Origin of the sequence: Pseudoalteromonas sp. S1727 (genome assembly GCF_005886375.1) — a bacterium.
Taxonomy (GTDB): domain Bacteria; phylum Pseudomonadota; class Gammaproteobacteria; order Enterobacterales; family Alteromonadaceae; genus Pseudoalteromonas; species Pseudoalteromonas haloplanktis.
Genome location: NZ_PNDT01000051.1, coordinates 39,728 through 61,530 on the forward strand (window position 1 = coordinate 39,728; position 21,803 = coordinate 61,530).

Here is a 21,803-nt window from a genome sequence, read left to right on the forward strand (position 1 = left end):
TAAAAAAAGCAGGGAACCAAAAGGTTACCTGCTTTAAACCCCTGGGCATAGGGGCCTGCCATCCTTGGCGAGAGTCGAATACCTGTGTTAGCTTGGAGTTCGACAAATGGGTAATTAAAAGTTAAAACGCACTCCGGCTACAAAACGGCGGCCATCTGCGTACACACCTGTTAACGCTTGTTGAACACCTTCTTCTTGGTAACTGAATGTATGTTCATCAGTAAGGTTAATTGCCTCTAATACCAGGGCTAAGTTATCATTTACGTTGTAGGTAAAGTTTGCATCCACCTGACCATAATCATCAACATAGCCATGACCTTGGCCTGAGTTGTAGCCAGTACGGAAGTTATATGAAATACGTGTACTAAAGGTTTCTGTTTCATAGTAAGTACTTAAATTGACAGTATGTTCAGAGTTACCAGGAATGATTGTATCATTACCATCGGCATCTTTAGCTTCACCATCAACAAAGGTATAGTTAGCATTTAAGCCAAAACCATCAAAAATTTCTTGCTGATAACCAAGCTCAAGGCCTTGGATACGACCTGAGCGACCATTTGTAGGGCGGTTTACTAAAATTTCAACGCCCTCATGTATTTCAAGGTTAGGTGTAACATCTAAAAATGATTGAATATCTTTATAAAATACCACCGCTGAGAATAAACCTGCGTCACTAAAATACCATTCAACACCAGTATCAAACTGCGTTGCGCGATATGGATCGATATCTGGGTTACCGCCACTGCCTGTTTGAGTTTCAAGGTTATACGACGTTGATGGCGTCATTGCTGCATAATCAGGACGAGACATCACACGTGCAGCACTAAAGCGCAGTAGCACATCGTCATCTAGATCGATCGCTAGATTGATACTTGGTAAAATATCAAAATAGTCGCGGTCATCATTAGTCCATACTTCAGAACCACTCTCACCTACATAAGCTGCAGTCGATTGTTGTGTTTGTACCAAACGTACACCTAAGTTACCGCGCATACCTTCAACATCGATATCTGCTTTTACGTAACCTGCGGTAATTTTTTCTTCAACTTCAAAAGTACTGGCTTTGAGCACTCGGTAGTTCCAATCCAGCGCATCACCTTCGCGGCGAACTTTATCAGAGTCGGTTATAGCATAATTACGTAAAGTACCGTCAGAGCCAAGGCCTGATAAATAATCAGACGGCATTGATAAGGAGTAATCAGCAAGGTTCCAGCCTAGATCAGTACGGTTATCAGTGGTGTGTTTAGTATTAAAACGTGAATGATCACGATATTTTAATCCAAATTTCACTTTACTAAAGACAGCGATGTCAACAGGGCGCGTAAAATCGACTTGCAGGTAAGTTTCATCGTCTTTAGCGTCATTACTGTCGTAACGTAAGAACCCTAAATCCCAGTTTTTACCGTCAGCTGGATCTGCGCCATAAGTAGTACGTACATCTTCAACCGCGGAAGTATCAAAGCTATGTACATAGTTCCCCTCCCAGCCTACGCTGCGGTCAGCTTGAGAGCCGCCGCTCCCTTCGGTATAACCAACATGGACGCTGGTTAGCCATAATTCACCTTGATAATCGGCTTTTAAATCGTAAGATTTAGTTTTGATTTCAGAGTTACGTACTTTGGTTTCGTCTAAAATGTTATTTGCAGTGGGTGATAACCCTAAAGTTCCGCCAACAAGCATAGTACCAACCTGCTCATTTTCGATTAGCGTGACGTCAGTGTATTGCGAACCACCATAACCCGGTAACCAAAGAAAGTTTTGATTTTCATTGTTTGCTTCAAGGGTTGAATCAAGGGCATTAAAAGTTAAATCAAGTTGCTCGGTAGGGCGGTACTGCATTGCTAAATTAATGCCGGTACGTACACGTTCTTGTAAAAACATTGCAGAACCACCGCCACCAGGGCTGTACACGCCTTTATACTCAGTACCATCTGCTAAAGTGATGTCACGTTTTGCCCAGCTCCATGATTCAATTCCATCACGGCGTAAGTTACGCTGTTGACGTACTAATGAAATAAGCGCACCGAAAGTTTCATCGTCCGTTTTAAAGTTATACATAGCGGAAAGTTGTGGGTCGGTTTCGCCTGAAATTTCACTGTGCTGGGCAAGTACCGAACCGGCAAATTTATTGGCTTCTAAATCAAGTGGTTTACGAGTACGTACAATAACAGTACCACCAATTGAACCTTCATCAATATCGGCTTCGGGCGACTTGTATACCTCTAACCCAGAGACTATTTCAGACGGTAACATCGTATAGTTAAAACCACGGCTTGCCGCTGAGTTTGTCCACCAATCGGCAGATCCTACGGCTTGGCCATTTAATAAGGTACGGTTTTGGCTCTCACTGGTACCACGAATACTCACACGCTCACCTTCACCAAAGTTACGGCTAATTGAAACACCGGTTATTCGCTGTAATGATTCTGCGACATTTTGATCGGGGAATTTACCGATGTCCTCTGCGGTAACTGCATCTACGATTGCATTTGAGTAACGTTTAGTATTGAGTGATTTAACAACACTACCGCGAATACCGCGAACTTGGATCACTTCCACTTCGTCAGTGCTTTTAGCTTCAGCGCTGTGCGCTACCATAGGTAAACTCAATGCCGATGTAACTAGTGATGCAGTCACTGCTAAATACAGTTTATTTATTTTTACTTTTAACATCCTCGATTCCCCTTGAATCAAAACTTCATTTTGTTGTGTCAAATGAGGGCTCACCATTCGTACGTATGTAGTCATTTTTAATTGTCGAATTTGGTAAGACCCTTGTCTAAAAACAAACATAGGCGACTAAGTAATTAGCTTATGACGGCCGCTTCGCATGCAAAAATAAGCGCAGCTGTTTTGTTTGTGACTCTATTAAACGCCTTTTAAAAAACAGAGTCTTGAATCGGAGTGAATAGTTGTGAAAGTAATGAATTTTAAAGAGGAATGATTGTTTTGTTATTTAAAGTTGTTCAATATCAATGGTTTTGTTTTATCTTTTCTTGTTTTTTATTTAATAAGTTAAGTTTATTTAATCAATTTTGTGTTTTAGATTTTTGTAATTCACAACTATTTGATTAAAAATTGAAAGGTAATTGGAGTTGTTGTCGATATTAACGCGCTATACCAAGGTGTGTCTTTCTACAAGTAGGTGTTTTGTAATAAGCAGTCAATGAGGTAAAGCATAGCAATTGATACAGTAAAGAAGTGCGGCGGGTTAATATTTAATTTTAGATTAAGAGCCTAGTGAATTAGGCTCTTAATGGGTTTATAAACTCTTTTTCGGTGGGAGTGCGACGTTGGCAAAGATCAACCCTGCAACCAATGACATAAATATTAAAAATGTTTGTTGGCCGATATGCTCGGCGTAGACAAAATCTTGCCCTTCAATTAATGAGTTTAAACCTATATAGGTTTTGCTCCCTGGGACCAGCACAATCAGACCTTGCATGGCCACAATGGATGCGGGGGCATTTGCAATACGGTTAAATAAATTACTAAAAACCCCTACAGCAAATGCGCCAACAAATGTCCCTAAGGTGTAATCTAAATACATTGCAGAGCCAATACTGGTACCATAAGCAATAAAGCCTGAGGCAATTGACCAAGTTGCATGCTTTAGTTTGGTTCTAAAAATAACAATTAAGCTGCTACAAAGTAAAAATATTGCCAGCCATGCCGTCCACTTTGGTAATGGTTCGGGTTGCACAAAGTCAACTTGACCAAATAAAGCAAAACCAATAGCAATACCAATAAAAGCCCCAAAATAAAGCTTAAACAGCAACATGAAGGCATCCATTACCCTGGCGGTGCCAGATACTAAATGCCGTGCTGCAAGTTCAGCAAGCCCCAGTGCTAAGGCAAGCCCAGGTATAAAGACAATGATGGCAGAAAGCACCACTAAGCGAATATTGATCCCGACATCTAAATGTACGCTTATAGCACAGGCTAAAATTGCTGAAATTATGGCAACTAAAGGTTCAAGCATATGGGCAACTCGCTTAGAGCGGCTTGACCACAGTACAAATAAATACACCACCAGAGTGAGTAACGCGGACCAAAATACGTCATTCCAACTCGTACCCATTAGCATCGCAAATGCACCGCCTGATGTGGCAAATGCAATACCCGTTACAAGGCGATTATAAGGGTTTGGCATCGCATAAATGGCATCTAGTTGCACATCAACTTCTTGCAGAGTGAGTTCGCCATTGAGCATTTTATTGACGAGATCATCAGTATCAGCCAATGAACCTAAATCGTGATCGCCTGGATCTACCCGTGCCACATGGGTGTATTCATCTTCGTGGCCGTCAGTCCAGATCACAAAAGTGACTGAAGTAGGTGACATGACAAACGATGATTTAAGATCAAGGTACGTCGCCACTTCCATTAAGTGGGCTTCAAGTCGATAAGCTGGGGTGCCATACTTATGAAGCATTTTGCCAAGCTTAACGATAAATTTGCGTTTTTCTGTAAAGGTTGCGGTTTTCAAATCGGTATTGAACCAGAGGTTAAATTGTTCAGTTAAAAAATATAGACAATACATCTAAATTTGCCTAACTTTGTGGCGGCGATTGTAAACACAAATCACCGCCTGTCTAGTATTTTTTTAACCTAGTTTACTTATTTTTTGCTTCAATCCATTGCGCCATATATTGGGTGCTGCGCATAGTGTGATGTTTAAGCATTTGACCGGTAAAATTAGCCTCACGATGTTGTGTTAAAGCACATTCAATAGCTGCCAATTTATTGATAAAATGAGTGGCTAAACATGTTTTATCATACTGTACGTTTAGTAGCGCATGAGCATTTTTTTGTGCATTTAAAAATTGCAGTTGATCCTGATAAAGTGCAACAGCAGCGTCCGCGAAGCGTTGTGGGTCATTTTCAATCGCTCCTGGCCAAGGTAATTCACCGTGCATACCTTCACTGCCAATTGCAGTGGTGACACTCGGTGTTTGCATGATCATCGCCTCTAGTAACTTTCCTTTAATGCCTGCGCCAAAACGCAGTGGCGATAAACAAACACGAGCATCTTGCATCACTTTATAGGCATCGTCCGCCCAGCCTTTAATTAAAAAACCTGTTTTTGGATTATTTAGTGCCGTCGCTTTTGGTGGCGGGTAAGAGCCGTAAATGTGTAGCTCAGCATGTGGTAGTTGTTTACGTATCAGTGGCCAGATCTGTTGTAAGTACAGCACGGCATCCCAATTAGGCGCATGGCGGAAATTGCCAATCGTCATGAAGTGCTGGCGATCATCATACGACTTTGTTTGTTTAGGTAATGAGGCTAAGTCGACCATAAAGGGTAAGTGGTGTAAAAGCCGACTATCAACGTGAAAGACATCAGCAAGTAGCTGCATTTCAAAACTTGAAATAATTAAGCTTAAATCGCAACGTAAAATAGCGGCGATTTCACGTTTAGCGATATCCGAGTGTAAATCACTGTAGCTAAATTCACGATTACTTTTATGGGCTTCATGACGAGCGTTGCGCAGGCACTGTAAATCTTCAGTATCGAGAATTTTTAAAGCGTGGGGGCAGTGCTTATCTACTCGCCAACCAAATTGCTCTTCCATCATAAAGCGATCAAACATCACAATGTCAGGTGCATAATTAGTAATATACTCATCAAAGCTTGAACAATTAAGGGCGATTGTTGCACTACTGATGCCATAGTCAGCAAGGTTCACCATATGCTCTGTTTTTTGTGCTGGGCTGGCAAATTCTACTTGCCAGTCTTGTGATCTAAATGTGTTTAACAGCGACATCATGTGTGTGCCCGCAGCAGATGAATTTGGCTCAGGCCACACATAGCCAATTACTAATACTTTCTTCATTGACTGGACTCTCTTATTTGTAAGTTAACATCTACTAAAGTACGTACCGCAGGCACACTGTTATTGAGTAGCTCTTGTAATACTTGGCATGTACGCTTGCCAATATCATCTGCATTTATAGTGACACTGCTCAGTGATGGCGACATTAAACATGAGTCGGCTAAGTCATCAAAGCCAACTACTTTTATATCTTTACCTGGTGTTAAGCCTTGTTCACGAATTGCCTCAATAACACCATAGGCGATGACATCGTTAAAACAGATTATGGCTTTAGTGTTGGGGTGCTGTGCGTATAGAGTGTTAAATGCATCCCGCCCGCCTTGGCGATTAGTGGCGGCGGTAATTATTGGTTTATCCAAAGGCAAATTAAATTGTTGTAGGGCGCTGTGAAAACCACTTAATCGTTCGTGATGATCAGAAATATCATCAGTCCCGCCCACAAATGCAATGTCTGTAATGCCTTGTTGTAAAATATGACAAGTTGCTAAGTGAGTGCCTTTTTTATTATCAGGCAATATTGTTGGCGCGCCGCAAAACGGTATCTCACGCATTATATGAATAACAGCAAAGCCACTTTCAATAAGTTCGTCAACCCATTGTTGGGTCGTGCCAGGAGCCGGGCACATAATAAATGCAGCGACATTATATTCCTTAAGTGTTTTCACAACTTGGGTTTGGCGCTCAACATTTTCAGCCGTATTAACCAGCATAGGTAACATGCCTAATGCGTGAATATGATTCTCTAAGCCAACAGCAAGTTCAGCCGAATAAGGGTTGGTTAAATCGTTGATCACTAAAGCAACTAAGTTAGAGCGACGGCTGCGCAGCGCGGCCGCATCACGGTTATAAACATAGCCTAAAGTCTCAATTGCTTGTAAGACTTTTGCTTTGCTTTTATCGCTGACTTTATCGCTTTGCGTCAGCACTAAGGAAACCGTGGATTTAGACACTTTCGCTTCTCTGGCAACGTCAAAAATAGTGATTTTATCGGTTTTTGTTTTCATTTTAATCTATGCGTCAGCAATTACTTGAACTAAGCCGCCAGTTTAACGCAGTTTGAGCTTATAAGTCACCTAATCGACTGTGTTAACTAAACGGGCGCAAAAACTTTATGAATGCAGCAAAACATGTTTAGATACAGCTGTTAATAATAAAAACCGAAGGATAAACCATGAAAGGTATCAAGCTTTTATTGGCTTTCGTGTTGAGTGTTACTGTTACAGGCTCGGCACTTGCTGCACAAGGCTATCAAACCCCCTCTAGCGACTTAGCGGCATTAGTCGATGCTAAACTCGCACCTAGCAGCTATTTATCGGGCGACGGTCAATGGTTGGCGCTATTTGATCGTAAACGAATAGAAACACTGGATGATTTAGCCAAAGAAGAACTAAAATTAGCAGGCATACAGCTAAACCCAGCTAATTTTTCCCGCTCTCGTCCTCGTACTAAATTTAGTGGCTTGCAGTTAAAGCACATTGCAACTGGCACAGTGATAGAAGTTAATAATTTACCACAGGGGGTGATCCGCTCGCCAAAATGGTCAAGTAACAGTGAATACCTTGCGTTTATTGTTGAGCAGCCGACACACGCAAACTTATGGGTTTATAATACACAAACCAAACAAGCACGTCAGCTATCCGATGTGGCACTTAATTCAGTGTTAACTGCTACTCCTTATCAGTGGTTGCCAGATAGTACAGCGATTGTCGCTAACCTAGCTGTTAACTTAGGTAAGCCAAGATTGACCAATGATAGCAACAGCGTAGTGCCGGTTATTCAACAAAGTAGTGGTCAAAAAGCCCCAGCACGCACTTATCAAAATTTATTAAGTAACCCGTTTGATGAACAACAATTTAAGTTTTATGGTCAAGGGCAATTAAGCTATATCCCGATGAGTGGTGTAGCATCTGCAATTGGTCAGCCTGCTTTATTTAAATCATTTTCAATCTCACCCGATTCGACCAATATTTTAGTGGCGAGTATCGATGAACCCTTTTCTTATCAAGTGCCTTATAGCCGTTTTGCAACCACATGGCAGGTGTGGGGAATGCGTGGTTATGCGTTGGTAGAGCTTGCTAAACAGCCGCTTGCCGACAATATACCACAGGGGTATGACAGTGTGCGCACGGGACGCCGCGATTTTCAATGGCGTGCCGATCAAGGTGCTGAAGTGATTTGGGCGCAAGCTCAAGATGGCGGCGATATGAAAACCGATGTACCTCATCATGACTATTTATATAGCTTACGCTCGCCATTTAAGCGTGAACCTAAACTATTTGCTAAAGTTGAACGTCGTTTTGCAGGCATTGAATGGGCAAATGAAAGCGTTGCTTTATTAACCGAGTGGCGCTTTAGCGACCGTCAGTTACGTACTTATGTTATTCAACCGCGTAATGCTGATCGCAACCGTGTGTTATTTTCTGAGCGCAGTTACAATGATGCTTATAAAGATCCTGGCGATGTTATATATGAACATAATGATCTTGGTGCCAGTGTGATTAAAGTTGTGGGCGGACGTTATATTTTCTTACGTGGTAATGGTGCATCAGAGCAAGGCAATGTGCCGTTTTTAGATCAGTATGATATTAAAACCAACACCCGCAAACGTTTATGGCAATCTCAAGCCCCGTATTATGAGCGTGTGCGCGCTATGCTTGATGATGAAGGTGAGCGGTTAATTACTATTCGTGAATCAAAAACAGAGCAGCCGAATTTTTTCATTCGTGATCTAGATGACGACACTTTAACGCAGCTCACTACGTTTGAGCATCCTTATCCGGCATTTAAAGGTGTCACAAAAGAGTTAGTACGTTATAAACGCGATGACGGTGTTGAGCTCTCTGGCACACTGTATCTACCGCCAGGTTACGATAAAACTCAGGGCCCATTACCTGTGCTAATGTGGGCATACCCGCTTGAATACAAAGATAAAGCAGTTGCATCACAAGTGCGAGAGTCACCTTATGAATTTACCTATGTAGGCTATTGGGGACCGATGCCATACCTTGCCAAGGGGATTGCGGTATTTGACGACCCAAAAATGCCGATTGTGGGTGTAGAAGGCAAAGAGCCAAATGACCTATTTAGAAAACAGTTAGTAGCAAGTGCGCAAGCTGCGGTCGATGTGTTGGTGGAAAAAGGGATAGCAGACAAAGATAAGATTGCTATAGCTGGCCATTCATATGGTGCGTTTATGGTGGCAAATTTATTAGCCCACAGCGATTTATTTAAAACCGGCATTGCTCGCAGCGGCGCGTATAACCGCACACTTACACCATTTGGTTTTCAAGGCGAAGAACGTGACTTTTGGCAAGCACAAGATGTATACGCCAATATGTCACCGTTTTTCCATGCTGAGAAAATTAACGAACCTATGCTGATGATCCACGGCCAGGAAGACCCTAATTCAGGCACCTTCCCAATGCAGAGTGAGCGTATGTACGCAGCACTTAAAGGCCTTGGTAAAGAAGCCCGTTTAGTAATGCTGCCGTACGAAGCACATGGCTACCGCGCCCGTAAAAGTTTATTGCATGTACTGTGGGAGCAGGAGCAGTGGCTGGACAAGTATCTCCTTAATGATGAAGCGACAGTTGACCCCACAGCCACTGGCGAATGATTGAGGTAATTAAAGTAATAGAAAACGCGGTTTTTACCGCGTTTTTTATGTTTAATAAGTCAAGAGAATCCACCTTTAAGCTCACGTATCATTCTTTACTAAACAGGTGTAATGAACGTAACTTATTAATAGCTAAACTCAGCTTGTATGTCCTCTCAGCAATGTCCACGAGTATCTATACCATACTTATACCAATCGACTTAAATATTTAACCATTCTAGCGGGCTAAATGAAATTGAATTGCTTCAGTTGCATCATGTGAATTTCTCCAACAAAAAGTGTCATGTTGGTGACATTTATTTTACATCTAACTGTCAAGATTAGGCTATAGGGTATTGCCGACAATTAAAAATATAATGATTACCAAGGAAAAATCATGAAATTAAAACCAATTGTGGGCAGTTTGTTAATATTAAGTGCACTTAGCGGCTGTGATGAATTAGATAATAATGATCTAGAGCCAACACGCTATCAGCTGATGCTAGAAATTACCCCGCAAAGTGCTGGTAATGTTGTTATTACGCCTGAACGTAATGACTATGAGCCAGATTCAATTGTAATGTTAAGCGCACAAGCTGCTCAAGGATACGAATTTGTATCATGGAGTGGTGATATTGGTGCTGCAGACTACAGCGCATCAACATTAACGCTTACTATGGATAATCACAAATCAATTACAGCAACATTTTCACCTATTGTTGAGCCACCAAGTGCCGGGCAAATTGTTATTAATGAAGTACGCTCCGATGGCGGTGGTTTTGATTATATTGAACTATATAATAACTCAGATGAAGCCTTTACCTTTGCAGATGCAAGCTGGGCTGTGAATGATTTAAAAGGTTTTGAAGTTGATTTAGAGCCAGGTATTAAAATACCGCAAGGTACAACCATTGCTGCTGGTGGCTTTTTATTGATCGCAACGGATCAAACGAGTGTACCATTTGATGCACCAGCAACTACGTTAGTTGCGAAAGAGGGTGATACAGATTTTGGGTTAGGCAAAGGTGATACAGCGTTACTCGTTCATAATAATAACATCGTTGACAGTGCTCACTGGAATGATGGCAGCCACGTTTCAACCTGGGGTCGCTTACCAGATGGTGGCCAATGGCATAGTCAAGTAGAGCCCTTAGAAGCAACACCAGGTACAGCAAATAAACTACCCGATGCGATTGAAGGCGCAACCGCTGCTGACATCGTTATTAATGAAGTTGTCTCCAAAGGTCGTGATGACGCCGATTTTGATTATGTTGAACTGTATAATAAATCGTCTGAAACCTTTGTATTTGCTGAAGGTGATTGGGAGTTAGTCGATTTAGATCGAGAAGCCAATAATGAAGCGGGCATGACGATTCCTGCTGGTACTGAAATCCCTGGTCACGGTTTTATTGTCTTATTACCTGATTTACTTGAGGGGGCAGCGTTACCTAATGGTGCACCAGCCACAGCTATTCTCAATAACAATGAAGACTTTGGCCTAGGTAAAGGCGAGACCATAAAATTGAAATACCAAGGACAAGTACATCAAGAGGTTAGCTATGGCGATTTCCATGTTAACAGTTATGGCCGCTTCCCTGACGGAATGGAGTTTATTGACTTGGATGAAGGCAATGCGCCGCAGCTATACGCCAGCCCTGGACGAAAAAACTTTGCCACACCAGCTACAGTCGCAACTGCAACAACACTTAACTTTACTGCATTTAATAACCAAGAAGCAGAGCTTGAAAGTAAAGGATTCCGCGTCTTTGGTAAAGGCGCTGATCTAGCCGCGGATGTTGAGCCTGAGTATGTGGCGGTATCGGCTGACTCATCAACAGCTTGGGTATCACTGCAAGAGAACAATGGTTTAGCTAAAGTTGATTTAGTAAATAAAACCATTACTGATATTTTTCCGTTGGGTTTTAAAGATTATGGTCAACAAGGTAATGAAATAGACGCCAGCGATAAAGACGACACCATTAAACTACAAACTCGCGCAAATGTAGTTGGTATGTATCAGCCAGATGGTATTGCTACGTTTGAGCAAGATGGCACGCACTATGTGTTAACTGCGAATGAAGGTGATGTGCGAGATTGGTTTACTAATTTTGAAGAAGGCGAAAAAGTTGCGGATGTTGTACTTGATGGATCTGTATTTACGGATACGTCGATGCTGCAAACTGATGATGAACTTGGTCGTTTATTAGTATCACAATATGTTGATTCTGATGCACCAGCATCGAGTCATAACAAACTATATAGTTTTGGCGCTCGTTCGTTCTCAATTTACAACGGCAATACAGGTGAGCAAGTTTTTGACAGTGGCTCATCGCTTGCTATAGAAGCGCAAAAAGCCGGTGTTTACCCAGACGATCGTAGTGATGCAAAAGGCACTGAGCCGGAAAGTATCACCACAGGAATGGTGGGCGATAAGCGTTATGCCTTTATTGCCCTAGAGCGCGCTGATGCAGTGGCTGTTTATGATGTAACAGACGTAAGCGCGGTTTCATTTGTACAAATGCTAGTAACTCAAGATGATGATGCACCAGAAGGTGTACTCTTTATTGCTGCTGCGCAAAGTCCAAATGGTAAAGCTCAACTTGTAGTATCCAATGAAGACAGTGGTAATATTACCGTTTACAGTGAAAACAGCGAAGGTAAGTTTGATTTTGCGTCGCGTTTATTACTGGAAGGTGGCGAAGGTGCTGCAGAAATTACCGCGTATGACGAGCAAACAAAACGCTTATTCGTGGTCAATAATGGCAGTTTACTCAGTGCACCGCGTATCGAAGTCGTGGACTTTGCAAACCCTGCGGCTATTGCTGCATTGACAACTATTGATATCAGCTATTATGGCGCGGGTGTAAATTCTGTGGCCGTTGCCAATGGCAAGCTTGCAACAGCAATCGAGTCAGGTGTTAAAACTGACACGGGTGTGGTCGCGATGTTTAATACTACAACGTATGAACTTGAAATGATCTCATCTGTTGGCTCACTGCCAGATATGGTGACATTCAGCCCTGATGGTAAGCTTATTATCACGGCGGATGAGGGCGAACCAAGCGAAGATTACATGGTTGACCCTTTAGGCTCTGTATCGATAATTGAATTAAATTAATTCGATACTGCTTAATCGCTCAAGGTGGATTAGCACGTGTGTTAATCCACCGAAACCTTTTATGTTTATAAAAAGCATATTTGTTAAACATAGCCTTATAATATTATGTTGCCGTTTAGGGTAAAATGTTCTTTATTTAATTTTTTATTGTGCTAGCCTTGTGCGGCTTTTGTTTATCTCAAACAATAGCTATATAAAATATAAGGACTTATTAAATGAAAAAACTAATCGCAGTAGCAGCTATCTCACTTCTTCCTTTCTCAAATGCAATGGCCGATCAAGACATTGGTTGTGGTTTGGGTTCAATGTTATTTGCCGGTAAAGACGGTAAAGCGGTAAAAATACTGGGCGCCACTACTAACGGTACTTCTGGTAACCAAACATTTGGTATTACATTTGGTACGCTTGGTTGTGATGGTACAGGCACTGTTACCTCATCAGCAAAAATCGCCCAATTTATCGATGGTAATATGGAACAATTAGCACGCGATATGTCACAAGGTGAAGGCGAAACGTTATCTACGCTAGCTGAGATCTGGGGTGTTCAAGAGCAAGATAAAGCGGCGTTTAATGCATTAGCTCAAAGCCAATTTGCTACTGTTTTCACATCAGAAAATGTGACTTCACAAACTGTTTTAGAAAACCTAAACTCAGTTGTAGCAAGTGACGCATCACTTTCAGCATACACGCTATCTTAATTAGTTAGCTGAATATAAATTTATTTAAAGCCCCAATAGGGGCTTTTGTTGTATGTGACGATGAAAAATTTACTTGCGCTCTTATTATTACTTTGTTTTTTTTCCACTTTTGCTAAACCTGTTGCTGCTGAGCCTCTTTGGACACAACCGTACTGGTTAAAGCTGGGTCATTATCGTCCACAGCTTACCGGTGGTTTTGAGAGCGATGTGGACGATACTGCATTTTTTATATCTCCTTTAGGTAAAACAGATCCCGCAGCTGAGTTGAAAGCGACCCTTGAGGCATTTAAACAACAAAATAAAACGACTATCTGCCAGTTTCCAGCGCGCTACCAATGGCTAAAAGCACAGGTTGCGAATGACTGGGCGACACTTCAGTGCCCTGAACTTGATACATGGCGTAACCTTATCAATGCCAAGGCGATGACGTTGGTTTTTCCAACTGCTTATATGAATAGCCCTTCATCAATGTTTGGTCACACCTTACTGCGCATAGATGCCAAAGATCAAACACGTCACAAAGAGTTGGTGGCTTTTGCAGTAAACTTTGCAGCTGAGCCAGATGCCAATGACAATGCAGCCCTATACGCATTAAAAGGATTGATTGGTAAATATCCCGGCAACTTTAGTTTAATGCCTTATTACCGCAAAGTACGCGAATACAGTGATATTGAGTCGCGAGATATCTGGGAGTACCCGTTGAGCTTCTCTGAAGCTGAGGTTGAGCGAATTCTGTTGCATTTATGGGAAATGCAGTTGGCGACGTTTGATTATTACTTTGCGGACGAAAATTGCTCTTACCAGTTGCTGGCGTTATTACAGCTGGCTCGCGATGATCTTGATTTAACCAGTTCGTTTAACCTTCATGCAATTCCCTCAGATACAGTTGCATTACTAAATGAGCAAGGGTTACTCCAAACGCCAGCTTATCGCCCTGCATTTGGTACTAAATTGCACCATTATGCAAAACAGCTTTCTTTGCAAGAACTTGCAGCAGCCAAGCAACTAATGGCAGGTGAAGAGCTGGATAGCAACCAGTTTTCAGCGCAGCGCAGTGTCGCAATTTATGAAGTGGCTTATGAGTGGCTTAACTTTAACTTTTATGATCAAGGTTTAAACCGTGATGATATTGCGCCACGTTTAACTAAACTGCTGAGAAAGCGCAGCCAGTATAAAATTGCATCGCCGTTAACTAAACCGACAAAACCTGAAGTGTCACCAGAGCAAGGACATGGCTCTGCACGCGTTGCTTTAATAGGCTCTGACTCTAAAAACTACGGGCAAACCACAGAGCTTGCATATCGATTAGCCTATCATGACTTACTCGATAGCTCTGCTGGGTTTATACCTGGCGCACAGATCAGCTTCTTTGATATTAATGCCAGTTATACAGGAGAGCATTTACAGCTTGAGCACCTTTATTTAATCGATGCAATGTCATTAGCGCCTGACAATCAAGTGTTTAACACTTGGTCATGGAATTTACGGCTGGGTTTTGATCGAACGGCTGGCAACACCAAGCGAATAGGGCGCAGCTTTGTTGAAGGTGGTTATGGAAAATCAATTGGTGATCCTAACGCCTTGCATGCTTATTTACTTGGCACGGTTGGCTTTAATGGCGGTGATTTTAGTGCCGGTATTTCCCCCGCAGTAGGGGTTGAAGGGGGGATAATTTGGCAATTGAATCCTGCGCATAAGTTTGCTGCCAGTGGCCAATATCAATGGTTGGCGAATAATCAGCAAGCTCAGCGTAGCCAAGCAAAGCTGAACTGGCATTGGGCCTTAGATAAAGATTTTGCGCTGCGCACAGAGTTTAATTATAGTCGTTGGCAACAAGACGATCACGGCGTTAAATTAGCGCTTTACTATTATTTTTAACCGGCCCTTTAAAAAAAATCGCAAAACAGCTGATTGCGTAATGCGATTTATTAAAATGTACAGCTAAAGGCTAATAGCCGAATTACTGTAAAATAAATTCATCAATTGGTTGTTTGGTTAATTTTCCAATTTGTTTGAAGGTGAAAATAATAGCACCGACAAGTAATATCATGGTCGGAGCTACAATCACCGGGTAACTTAACCATGTCATGCGGCCTAACTCTTCTGCATAGGCTGTGGTGCCCGGCATGCTGACAACAATGCTTTTAGCAAGAAAGTAGTTAAGTGTCGCAGACAAAAAGAATGCACTAGCTACAATAAAACCAGCTAATCGCATTTTCTCATCAAACACAGCGGTGTTGTTTTGTTGCTCAAGTGACTGAGTGAGTTTTTCAATATCTAATAGTTCAGGGTTAATGAGGAGTTTGCGAATTAATGGGTACGGCGTGTATTGGCTCACTAGCACAATAACCCCGATAATAGCAGGCACCATCGCTTCTTTAATCGCTATATAAGCGGGATCTAATTCAAATAAACTAATACCACCAGTTAGCAGTACACTAATAATGCCAAGTACTGAGAAGAAATTTACTTTTCCTGATTGCTTAAGCTCCCATAAACCAAATAACAGTGGAAAAGCAAGCGCTACTACTACAGCCCACACGGGGCCTAATGTATCGGGGGTGCTAAAGCGGCTTAAGATCACTGCGGGTAAAATAATATTAAAAATGATGTTACTGAAAAAATTACTTTTCTTTTTTGGTGCTGTCATTAGTTTGTCATTACGTGTACTCATGAAGCTAAGTATATACCCAAGTCAGGCGAAGATATATGGCTTTGCGTATTCATCTAGATTGGCTAACATATGAACCCAACCATATAGTCAGCTCGATTCTAAAAATAACCTAAACTCATCAACATCAGCGGCTTTTTTTATACATTGCATAGATGTATGCTTACTCCCACTTTAGCGTAGAGTGAGCTGTTTTTAGTGAATGTAAGAAAGTGAGGGGCCTATAATAGCAGTGTGTAAGGGCATTTGCTTTTCTAGTGCATTATTACGATGTTAACGAGTCCACATTGCAACCGTGATCTATAAAGTGGCCTAATATGTGAGAAAAGCCATTTAAGATTAGTTTCCTCCTCTATATGAGTAATTATCGATGAGTAAAAGCCGTAATAAGCTGCTGCGTTATAGTAATACCACTGTGGCGGCTGTGTTTGAAAAAGAAGCTCAGCTAATAACGCAAATGCAAGCTGGTGAGCTTGATCAGTGTTTGTTGTTATGGCAATCAAAAGCGCCTACCTTAGTATTACCTGCAGGCAAAAAATGGCCTGAAACAGCACTGCTCACAAAGAGCTTAATGGCGCATGGTTGGCAGCTTCACTCGCGTAAAACTGGGGGCGCACCAGTACCGCAATGTGAAGGTATTATTAACCTCTCTCATCTATATACCTGGTCACCACAGATACCTTATTCGATTACTCAAGCCTATGAAAATTTATGTGCCGTTTTACAGGGTTTCTTCAGGCAATTTGGACTGTTAAGTCAAGCACATGCAACGCCATTTTCATATTGTGATGGTGATTATAATATAAACATCAATGGCAAAAAAATTGTCGGTACTGCACAAAGAGTGATCTTAAAAAAAGGTGGCGGCAAGATTGTGCTTGCACAAGCGTTCATTTTAATTGATGTATTGCTTGAAGAAATCATTAAACCGGTAAATCTATGCTATGCATTGTGCGATAAGCAAGAACGTGTACAAGCGTCAGCTCATACTAGCTTGGTTGCGCATATCAACGAAAAACCGAGTGTAGAGACTTTATATCAACAGCTGGTTTTGGCATTTACGCAAAGTAAATTGTACAGCTAACTTAGTATCCTAATATCAGTATTATCAGCAAAGAATACGTCAGCGGTGGGTGGGAGGAATTACGCCCTAAACATCATATTTAGGGCGTATCAGTATTTAATTTTGAGGTTTTTTACCGAGCAAAAATGCCGTCAATAAGCCAATTAACAGTGCCGCAGGTACGGCAATAAACACACCGGCTATATTGCCGTATACAGCAATAAAACAGGCTGTGGCAACACAAAAAACCAGCAGAGATAGCCTGCGACTAGCGCTGCTGGCATGTCTGAGCAGCAAGCTACTTGCGACTAATAATAAACACCCTAATGTTAGGTAGATGAATGTCATACAATTACCTCGCCAGTGGCCTTAGCTGTGACCCCATTTAATTGCTTGGTTACTAAGCGTTGGCTTAGATAAATAAATAAGCCGCCAATAAACAAGAAACTAATATCAACAACAGTTACGAGCACGTTATTGGCAGAGAATGCATGACTTGCTGAAAGGGCTAAGTTCAGTGGTAACACGGCCATACAAGCAAGTCCTGTGAGGGTCATCGTTACTTGTAAATAGCGATGATAATTAATAGGTAGCACAGCCAATAAACACCAAGCCAGCCATGAATAAAAGAATAGCGGCCCAAAATAAGCGTTATGCATGTGTACTGGTACAAGGTTGTTTAACAACACTTGCGCCGGAAACAAAATAGCAGTAGCGAGCACTAAACCGCCACAGCTACCTATAATCGCCCGATTCCAGCGTTGGTAAGCGGTTTCTGATAAGGTCGGGTTGCTGCCACGGCTACGCTTTGCCAACCACATCATCATGCCCGATAGCGGCAATAGTGCGGTGCTTAAGCCTAACAAAGCCCAGACCAGTTTGACAAAAATGCCTGCGAAGTTACCAAAGTGCAAGGGAAACAAGAGCTCTAATACTTTAATGGCAGGGCCTGGAATATCACCAAAGCTACTCATTGATTTACTAAATTCCCCGTTACCATGATAGTGCAGCAATTGTGAAGCAACCGCATCACCACCAATCAAACGTAAATAGACCTCAGCATTGGCATCATTATGCGCCATAATGGTTAGATCTATAACTTTAGCTTTTGGATAGCGCGCTTGTGCATCAATTAAAATCGCATTGATATCAGTTGCTTGATAGTCATTAGTAATAATAGGCTCAGGCATTGCCGTGAATTTTGCGACCAATTTATCTTGATCGCCACCAAAACTGACAAATGCCGCAGCGGGCAATAATATTATTGTCGCTAAACCTAAAAAAGCCCCCGTAAATCCGATAACGCCATGAAATAGGCTGCCCCAAATCCCCATAATTTTATGTGCATCATTAACAACGACATCAAGCTCTTTCTTACGCCGAAAAGTAAATAGCTCTTTAATGAGTTGGCGGTGGATAAATAACCCGGTGATTGTTGAAACCAATAGAGTTAAGCCTAAAAACCCCGTAAGTATCAGGCCAATAGGTCGGCCTAAATGTAAGTCTGCATGAAAATGACCAATAAAAGAGGGCGCATCAGTTTTCCGGTGTTCGTAAAAATAACCAGCTGCACCATAATATTCGTTTACTAATTCAAAATTACGAGGATCAAACTGGTAGGCATACGCCGCTTCTTCCTCATAGTTTTCGTCGCCATCGTGAGATTCGAATAAAATAGTGAGTAAGTGTGTGTTATGGCCTGTTGGTAAGTAAACATGAATGTTTTCACCAAACTCTTTTGGTACTAATGTGTGGTAATGATTGATTAACTCGGTTACCTTTTCACTTGGCACTGAATTTAACTGATGCAGCTCAGGGTTGGCCCAAATTTTAAGTTCAGGGCGGCTAAGTACGGCCAAAGCGCCAGTAAAGCATACAATGAAAAGTAAAATAGCAGTGACAATGCCAACCCAGCTATGCAGCAAAAATAACTTTTTTAACGAAATAGATTTCATCCCTGCGCCCCCGATAAAGCCATAAAGCTCAAGCCAGCATGACTTAAGATGATTAATAGCATAACCACAAATGGCTGCCATGCTTTTTCAGCCATGTACGCGTAAATAAATAATCCCGCCCAAATAAAGGGAAATAGCATAATTGGAATGAGTATTTGCTCTTCCATTGCAAATGGTAAGTAGGTCGTCATCCCTGGGATCATCACAACCGCAGTAATTAATGCCAGTAAACAGGCCATCAAGTGGCGTCGTTTAGTCGCAGAAAATGTACGTTTCATGTTCATTTTTAGTTTGCCCCTAGAATGTGGCAACTATAATTAGTTGCCACACAGCAGTTTTAGTTAGAAATTAACTTCAAAGCGCACACTTGCGGTACGTGGTGAACTTAAAGTTTGATTATCAAATCCTGCCGGCGCAAGTGCAATATATTCTGCATCTAACAGGTTTTCTACTAAGGCATACACACCGTAGTTTTCCCACTGATAGCCAATACGTGAGTTAACTAACCAATATGCATCATTTCTAGGCTCAAGGGCTGTTGCCAAGCGTTGTGAGCTGCCTGTATAACTGGCATTAAGATTAGCCACAAAGCCGTCCTCACTTGCATAGTCTAGCCCAAGTAGTGCTGTCCACTCTGGCGCACCTGCAAATGAGTAACCGCTGTAGTCTTGTTCTTCACCATTAAAAGTCGCGCTGAATTGGTCAAATTCGGTTTTAGAATAACCAATACCGCCGTATAAATTAATTGCAGGGGATAGCTCATAACTGATTTCGGTTTCAAAACCTTGCACATGAGATTTACCTACGTTACGTGTTTCGCGGTCATATTGATTACCCGATAAATACACTGATACTTGCTGATCGGTCCAATCAAGGTAGAACATATTGGCGTTAACAACTAGCTTATCATCAAGCCAAACTGAGCGTAGCGCTAGCTCATAGTTCCAAGTATATTCAGGCTCGAAGGTAAAAGGGGTAGCTTGTGCGATATTAGTGCCAACGCCGCCTGAACGATAGCCTTTTTGAACCGTAAAACTAGTCGAAATATCTTGGTTGACGCGATAGGTCGCGCCAAGTTTAGGTAACCATGCATCAAAGCTGGCATCTTCTACGGGCTCATCCCCTGAGGCGCCATCAGCCATCGCATATAACTGCTGATTGATACCGGCAATTAATTGAGCAAGCATAGGATCTGCCGCAAAGCTTTCAGGTTGAGGCAGTGCATTTTGTGTTTGTTCAGTAATATAGATATCGGCATTCGTACCGTTAGCTTGCTCTTCTTTATCATAACGCAGGCCTGCAAATATATCCCACGACTCGTTTACTTCATAAGTAAAATCGGCGAACAGCGCTTTGGTTTTTACTTTTTGTGTAAAATCTGAAGATTGACCGATAAAAACCGGATCAGCGCCGGTATAGAACTGCAAAACTTGATCAGCTAAAGTACCCGGTAAACCTAAACCACCGTATTCTGCCGGCGCAGTTAATAGACTACGTACGCCTAGTTGAGCAAATGTAATACCGCGTTCACCGCCACTGCTATCAAAAACATCTAAGTCAGAATAATAAAAACCAATTAAGCCAGATAATTTTTCACCTTCATAGGTAAAACGTAGCTCTTGTGTGGTGGTCTCGTCAGTGCGGGTATCCGTTAAAATAGATTGTGGTGCTTGCATGCTCGCATCACCATCCCACTCGTAACCGTACTCTGCGTCAGAATAAGTTGAAATTGATGCAAAAGACCACTCATCAGAAATATCATAATTAAGGTTGAGGATATAGAGATCACTGTCTGTGGATTCAAATGTTGGCGAGTCTAAATAGACATATCGATCATCGTAAATATTATTGATTGGGTAGTCTGCATGGCCACTTTCAACCATTACCCAATCAACGCCTTTTTCGTTTTCACTGTGCATAAAGCTCAATTGTGCTTCAAACTCAGGTAAAGCTGATGGGGTATAACGCAATTTGGCGCGGTAAAACTCATTGTTGTCAAAATCCGATTCGTCGCCTGTAGCAACATTGGTATTATAACCATCAAAATCGCGTTTTTCGGCACTGACTCTAAATGCCAGTTCATCTTCAATTAAGCCACCACCAAAGGCCACTGCTGCTTCTTTGGTGCCGTACTCGCCAATACCAATGCGGCCTTTAAAATCATACTCTTGCACTGCATCACGGGTTTTCATCACCACAGCACCGGCAAGTGAGTTACGCCCTTGTAGGGTAGATTGTGGGCCACGAAGTATTTCTACTTGGCTTATATCCCACGTAGAAAATCCGCCTTGCTGCATGATTCGATACGGCACAGGTGCACCATCAATATAGACACTAGCAAGTCCACCAGAGCCACCATCAGTAACGCCAAAAGCATCAATACCACGGATATTAAAACCAGAGCCGTCAGTACCTGATGCATTAGGTGTACGGGCTAATACGTCATAAAAATCATTCAAATTTTCCCGTTCAATGGTTTGGCTCGTTATTACAGCCACACTAGCAGGGGTGTCTTGTAAAGTACGGTCTATTTTTTGACCTTTCACCATGATTTTTTCAATTTTTGAAATATCGTCCGCGTGTACGATATTGCTAAATGTAACGCCTGATATAGCAAAGGCTACAGCACATGCTAACTTTGATGAACGAATGGCCATGAACGATGTAACTCCGAATTGTTATTAATATGAGCAATGATAATGATTGTTATTATACGATCGTTTATGTAATGTAAACAATCATAAATAGAATAAATACGTAAATAAAATGTGACTCTGCTAACAAGTGTGAGTGATGTAAAATCAATGCAGTACGCAAATTTATCGTAGAGTATTAAGTCGTTATAGATTAAAGTAAGTAATGGGCT

The 21,803-nt window shown here is 41.8% G+C and carries 14 protein-coding genes; 5 read left to right on the forward strand and 9 right to left on the reverse strand.

Annotated features, from left to right (window positions below; translation table 11 throughout):
* Nucleotides 1–114: 114 nt before the first annotated feature.
* From CWB85_RS12930 to CWB85_RS12945, 4 genes are all read right to left on the reverse strand, one after another.
* Nucleotides 115–2,673 carry a TonB-dependent receptor gene (locus CWB85_RS12930; protein ID WP_138555110.1) on the reverse strand — a complete coding sequence of 853 codons (2,559 nt, stop codon included), beginning with the start codon at nt 2,671–2,673 and terminating at the stop codon, nt 115–117.
* Between the two features lie 589 nt (nt 2,674–3,262).
* A complete protein-coding gene (locus CWB85_RS12935) occupies nt 3,263–4,489 on the reverse strand; it encodes a threonine/serine exporter family protein (protein ID WP_029215994.1) in 1,227 nt (408 codons plus the stop codon).
* Between the two features lie 127 nt (nt 4,490–4,616).
* Nucleotides 4,617–5,837: a glycosyltransferase gene (locus tag CWB85_RS12940; RefSeq protein WP_016706929.1), complete on the reverse strand. Its 1,221-nt coding sequence runs from the start codon at nt 5,835–5,837 to the stop codon at nt 4,617–4,619.
* Nucleotides 5,834–6,841, reverse strand: a complete 1,008-nt coding sequence (locus CWB85_RS12945) for a LacI family DNA-binding transcriptional regulator (protein WP_138555111.1) — start codon at nt 6,839–6,841, stop codon at nt 5,834–5,836. The genes CWB85_RS12940 and CWB85_RS12945 overlap by 4 nt, the downstream gene beginning before the upstream one ends.
* 167 nt (nt 6,842–7,008) lie before the next feature.
* On the opposite strand from CWB85_RS12945, the gene CWB85_RS12950 reads away from it, so the two are divergent.
* The 4 genes from CWB85_RS12950 (at nt 7,009) to CWB85_RS12965 (ending at nt 15,126) form a co-directional block, all read left to right on the forward strand.
* A complete protein-coding gene (locus tag CWB85_RS12950) occupies nt 7,009–9,453 on the forward strand; it encodes a S9 family peptidase (RefSeq protein WP_138555112.1) in 2,445 nt (814 codons plus the stop codon).
* A 376-nt stretch (nt 9,454–9,829) separates the two neighbouring features.
* Nucleotides 9,830–12,550, forward strand: a complete 2,721-nt coding sequence (locus CWB85_RS12955) for a choice-of-anchor I family protein (protein WP_138555113.1) — start codon at nt 9,830–9,832, stop codon at nt 12,548–12,550.
* 215 nt (nt 12,551–12,765) lie between these two features.
* Nucleotides 12,766–13,248 carry a DUF3015 domain-containing protein gene (locus tag CWB85_RS12960; protein ID WP_016706923.1) on the forward strand — a complete coding sequence of 161 codons (483 nt, stop codon included), beginning with the start codon at nt 12,766–12,768 and terminating at the stop codon, nt 13,246–13,248.
* 60 nt (nt 13,249–13,308) lie between these two features.
* Nucleotides 13,309–15,126 carry an Lnb N-terminal periplasmic domain-containing protein gene (locus CWB85_RS12965; protein WP_138555114.1) on the forward strand — a complete coding sequence of 606 codons (1,818 nt, stop codon included), beginning with the start codon at nt 13,309–13,311 and terminating at the stop codon, nt 15,124–15,126.
* Between the two features lie 82 nt (nt 15,127–15,208).
* Here CWB85_RS12965 and CWB85_RS12970 read toward each other — a convergent pair whose 3' ends face one another.
* Nucleotides 15,209–15,898, reverse strand: a complete 690-nt coding sequence (locus CWB85_RS12970; protein ID WP_036980373.1) for a VC0807 family protein — start codon at nt 15,896–15,898, stop codon at nt 15,209–15,211.
* A 391-nt stretch (nt 15,899–16,289) separates the two neighbouring features.
* On the opposite strand from CWB85_RS12970, the gene CWB85_RS12975 reads away from it, so the two are divergent.
* Nucleotides 16,290–17,003 (forward strand): lipoate--protein ligase family protein, encoded by a 714-nt coding sequence (locus CWB85_RS12975; protein WP_138555115.1) that lies wholly within the window; start codon nt 16,290–16,292, stop codon nt 17,001–17,003.
* Between the two features lie 96 nt (nt 17,004–17,099).
* On the opposite strand, the gene CWB85_RS12980 is transcribed toward CWB85_RS12975, so the two are convergent.
* From CWB85_RS12980 to CWB85_RS12995, 4 genes are read right to left on the reverse strand one after another with little or no spacing between them, the layout of a single operon-like run.
* A complete protein-coding gene (locus CWB85_RS12980) occupies nt 17,100–17,330 on the reverse strand; it encodes a hypothetical protein (protein WP_249314865.1) in 231 nt (76 codons plus the stop codon).
* Entirely contained in the window at nt 17,327–18,937 is a 1,611-nt protein-coding gene (locus tag CWB85_RS12985) for a PepSY-associated TM helix domain-containing protein (protein WP_138555116.1), read from the reverse strand. The genes CWB85_RS12980 and CWB85_RS12985 overlap by 4 nt, the downstream gene beginning before the upstream one ends.
* Entirely contained in the window at nt 18,934–19,221 is a 288-nt protein-coding gene (locus CWB85_RS12990; protein WP_016706917.1) for a hypothetical protein, read from the reverse strand. Before CWB85_RS12990 ends, CWB85_RS12985 begins: the two co-directional genes overlap by 4 nt.
* A gap of 57 nt (nt 19,222–19,278) precedes the next feature.
* Nucleotides 19,279–21,594 (reverse strand): TonB-dependent receptor, encoded by a 2,316-nt coding sequence (locus tag CWB85_RS12995; RefSeq protein WP_138555117.1) that lies wholly within the window; start codon nt 21,592–21,594, stop codon nt 19,279–19,281.
* Nucleotides 21,595–21,803: the final 209 nt, after the last annotated feature.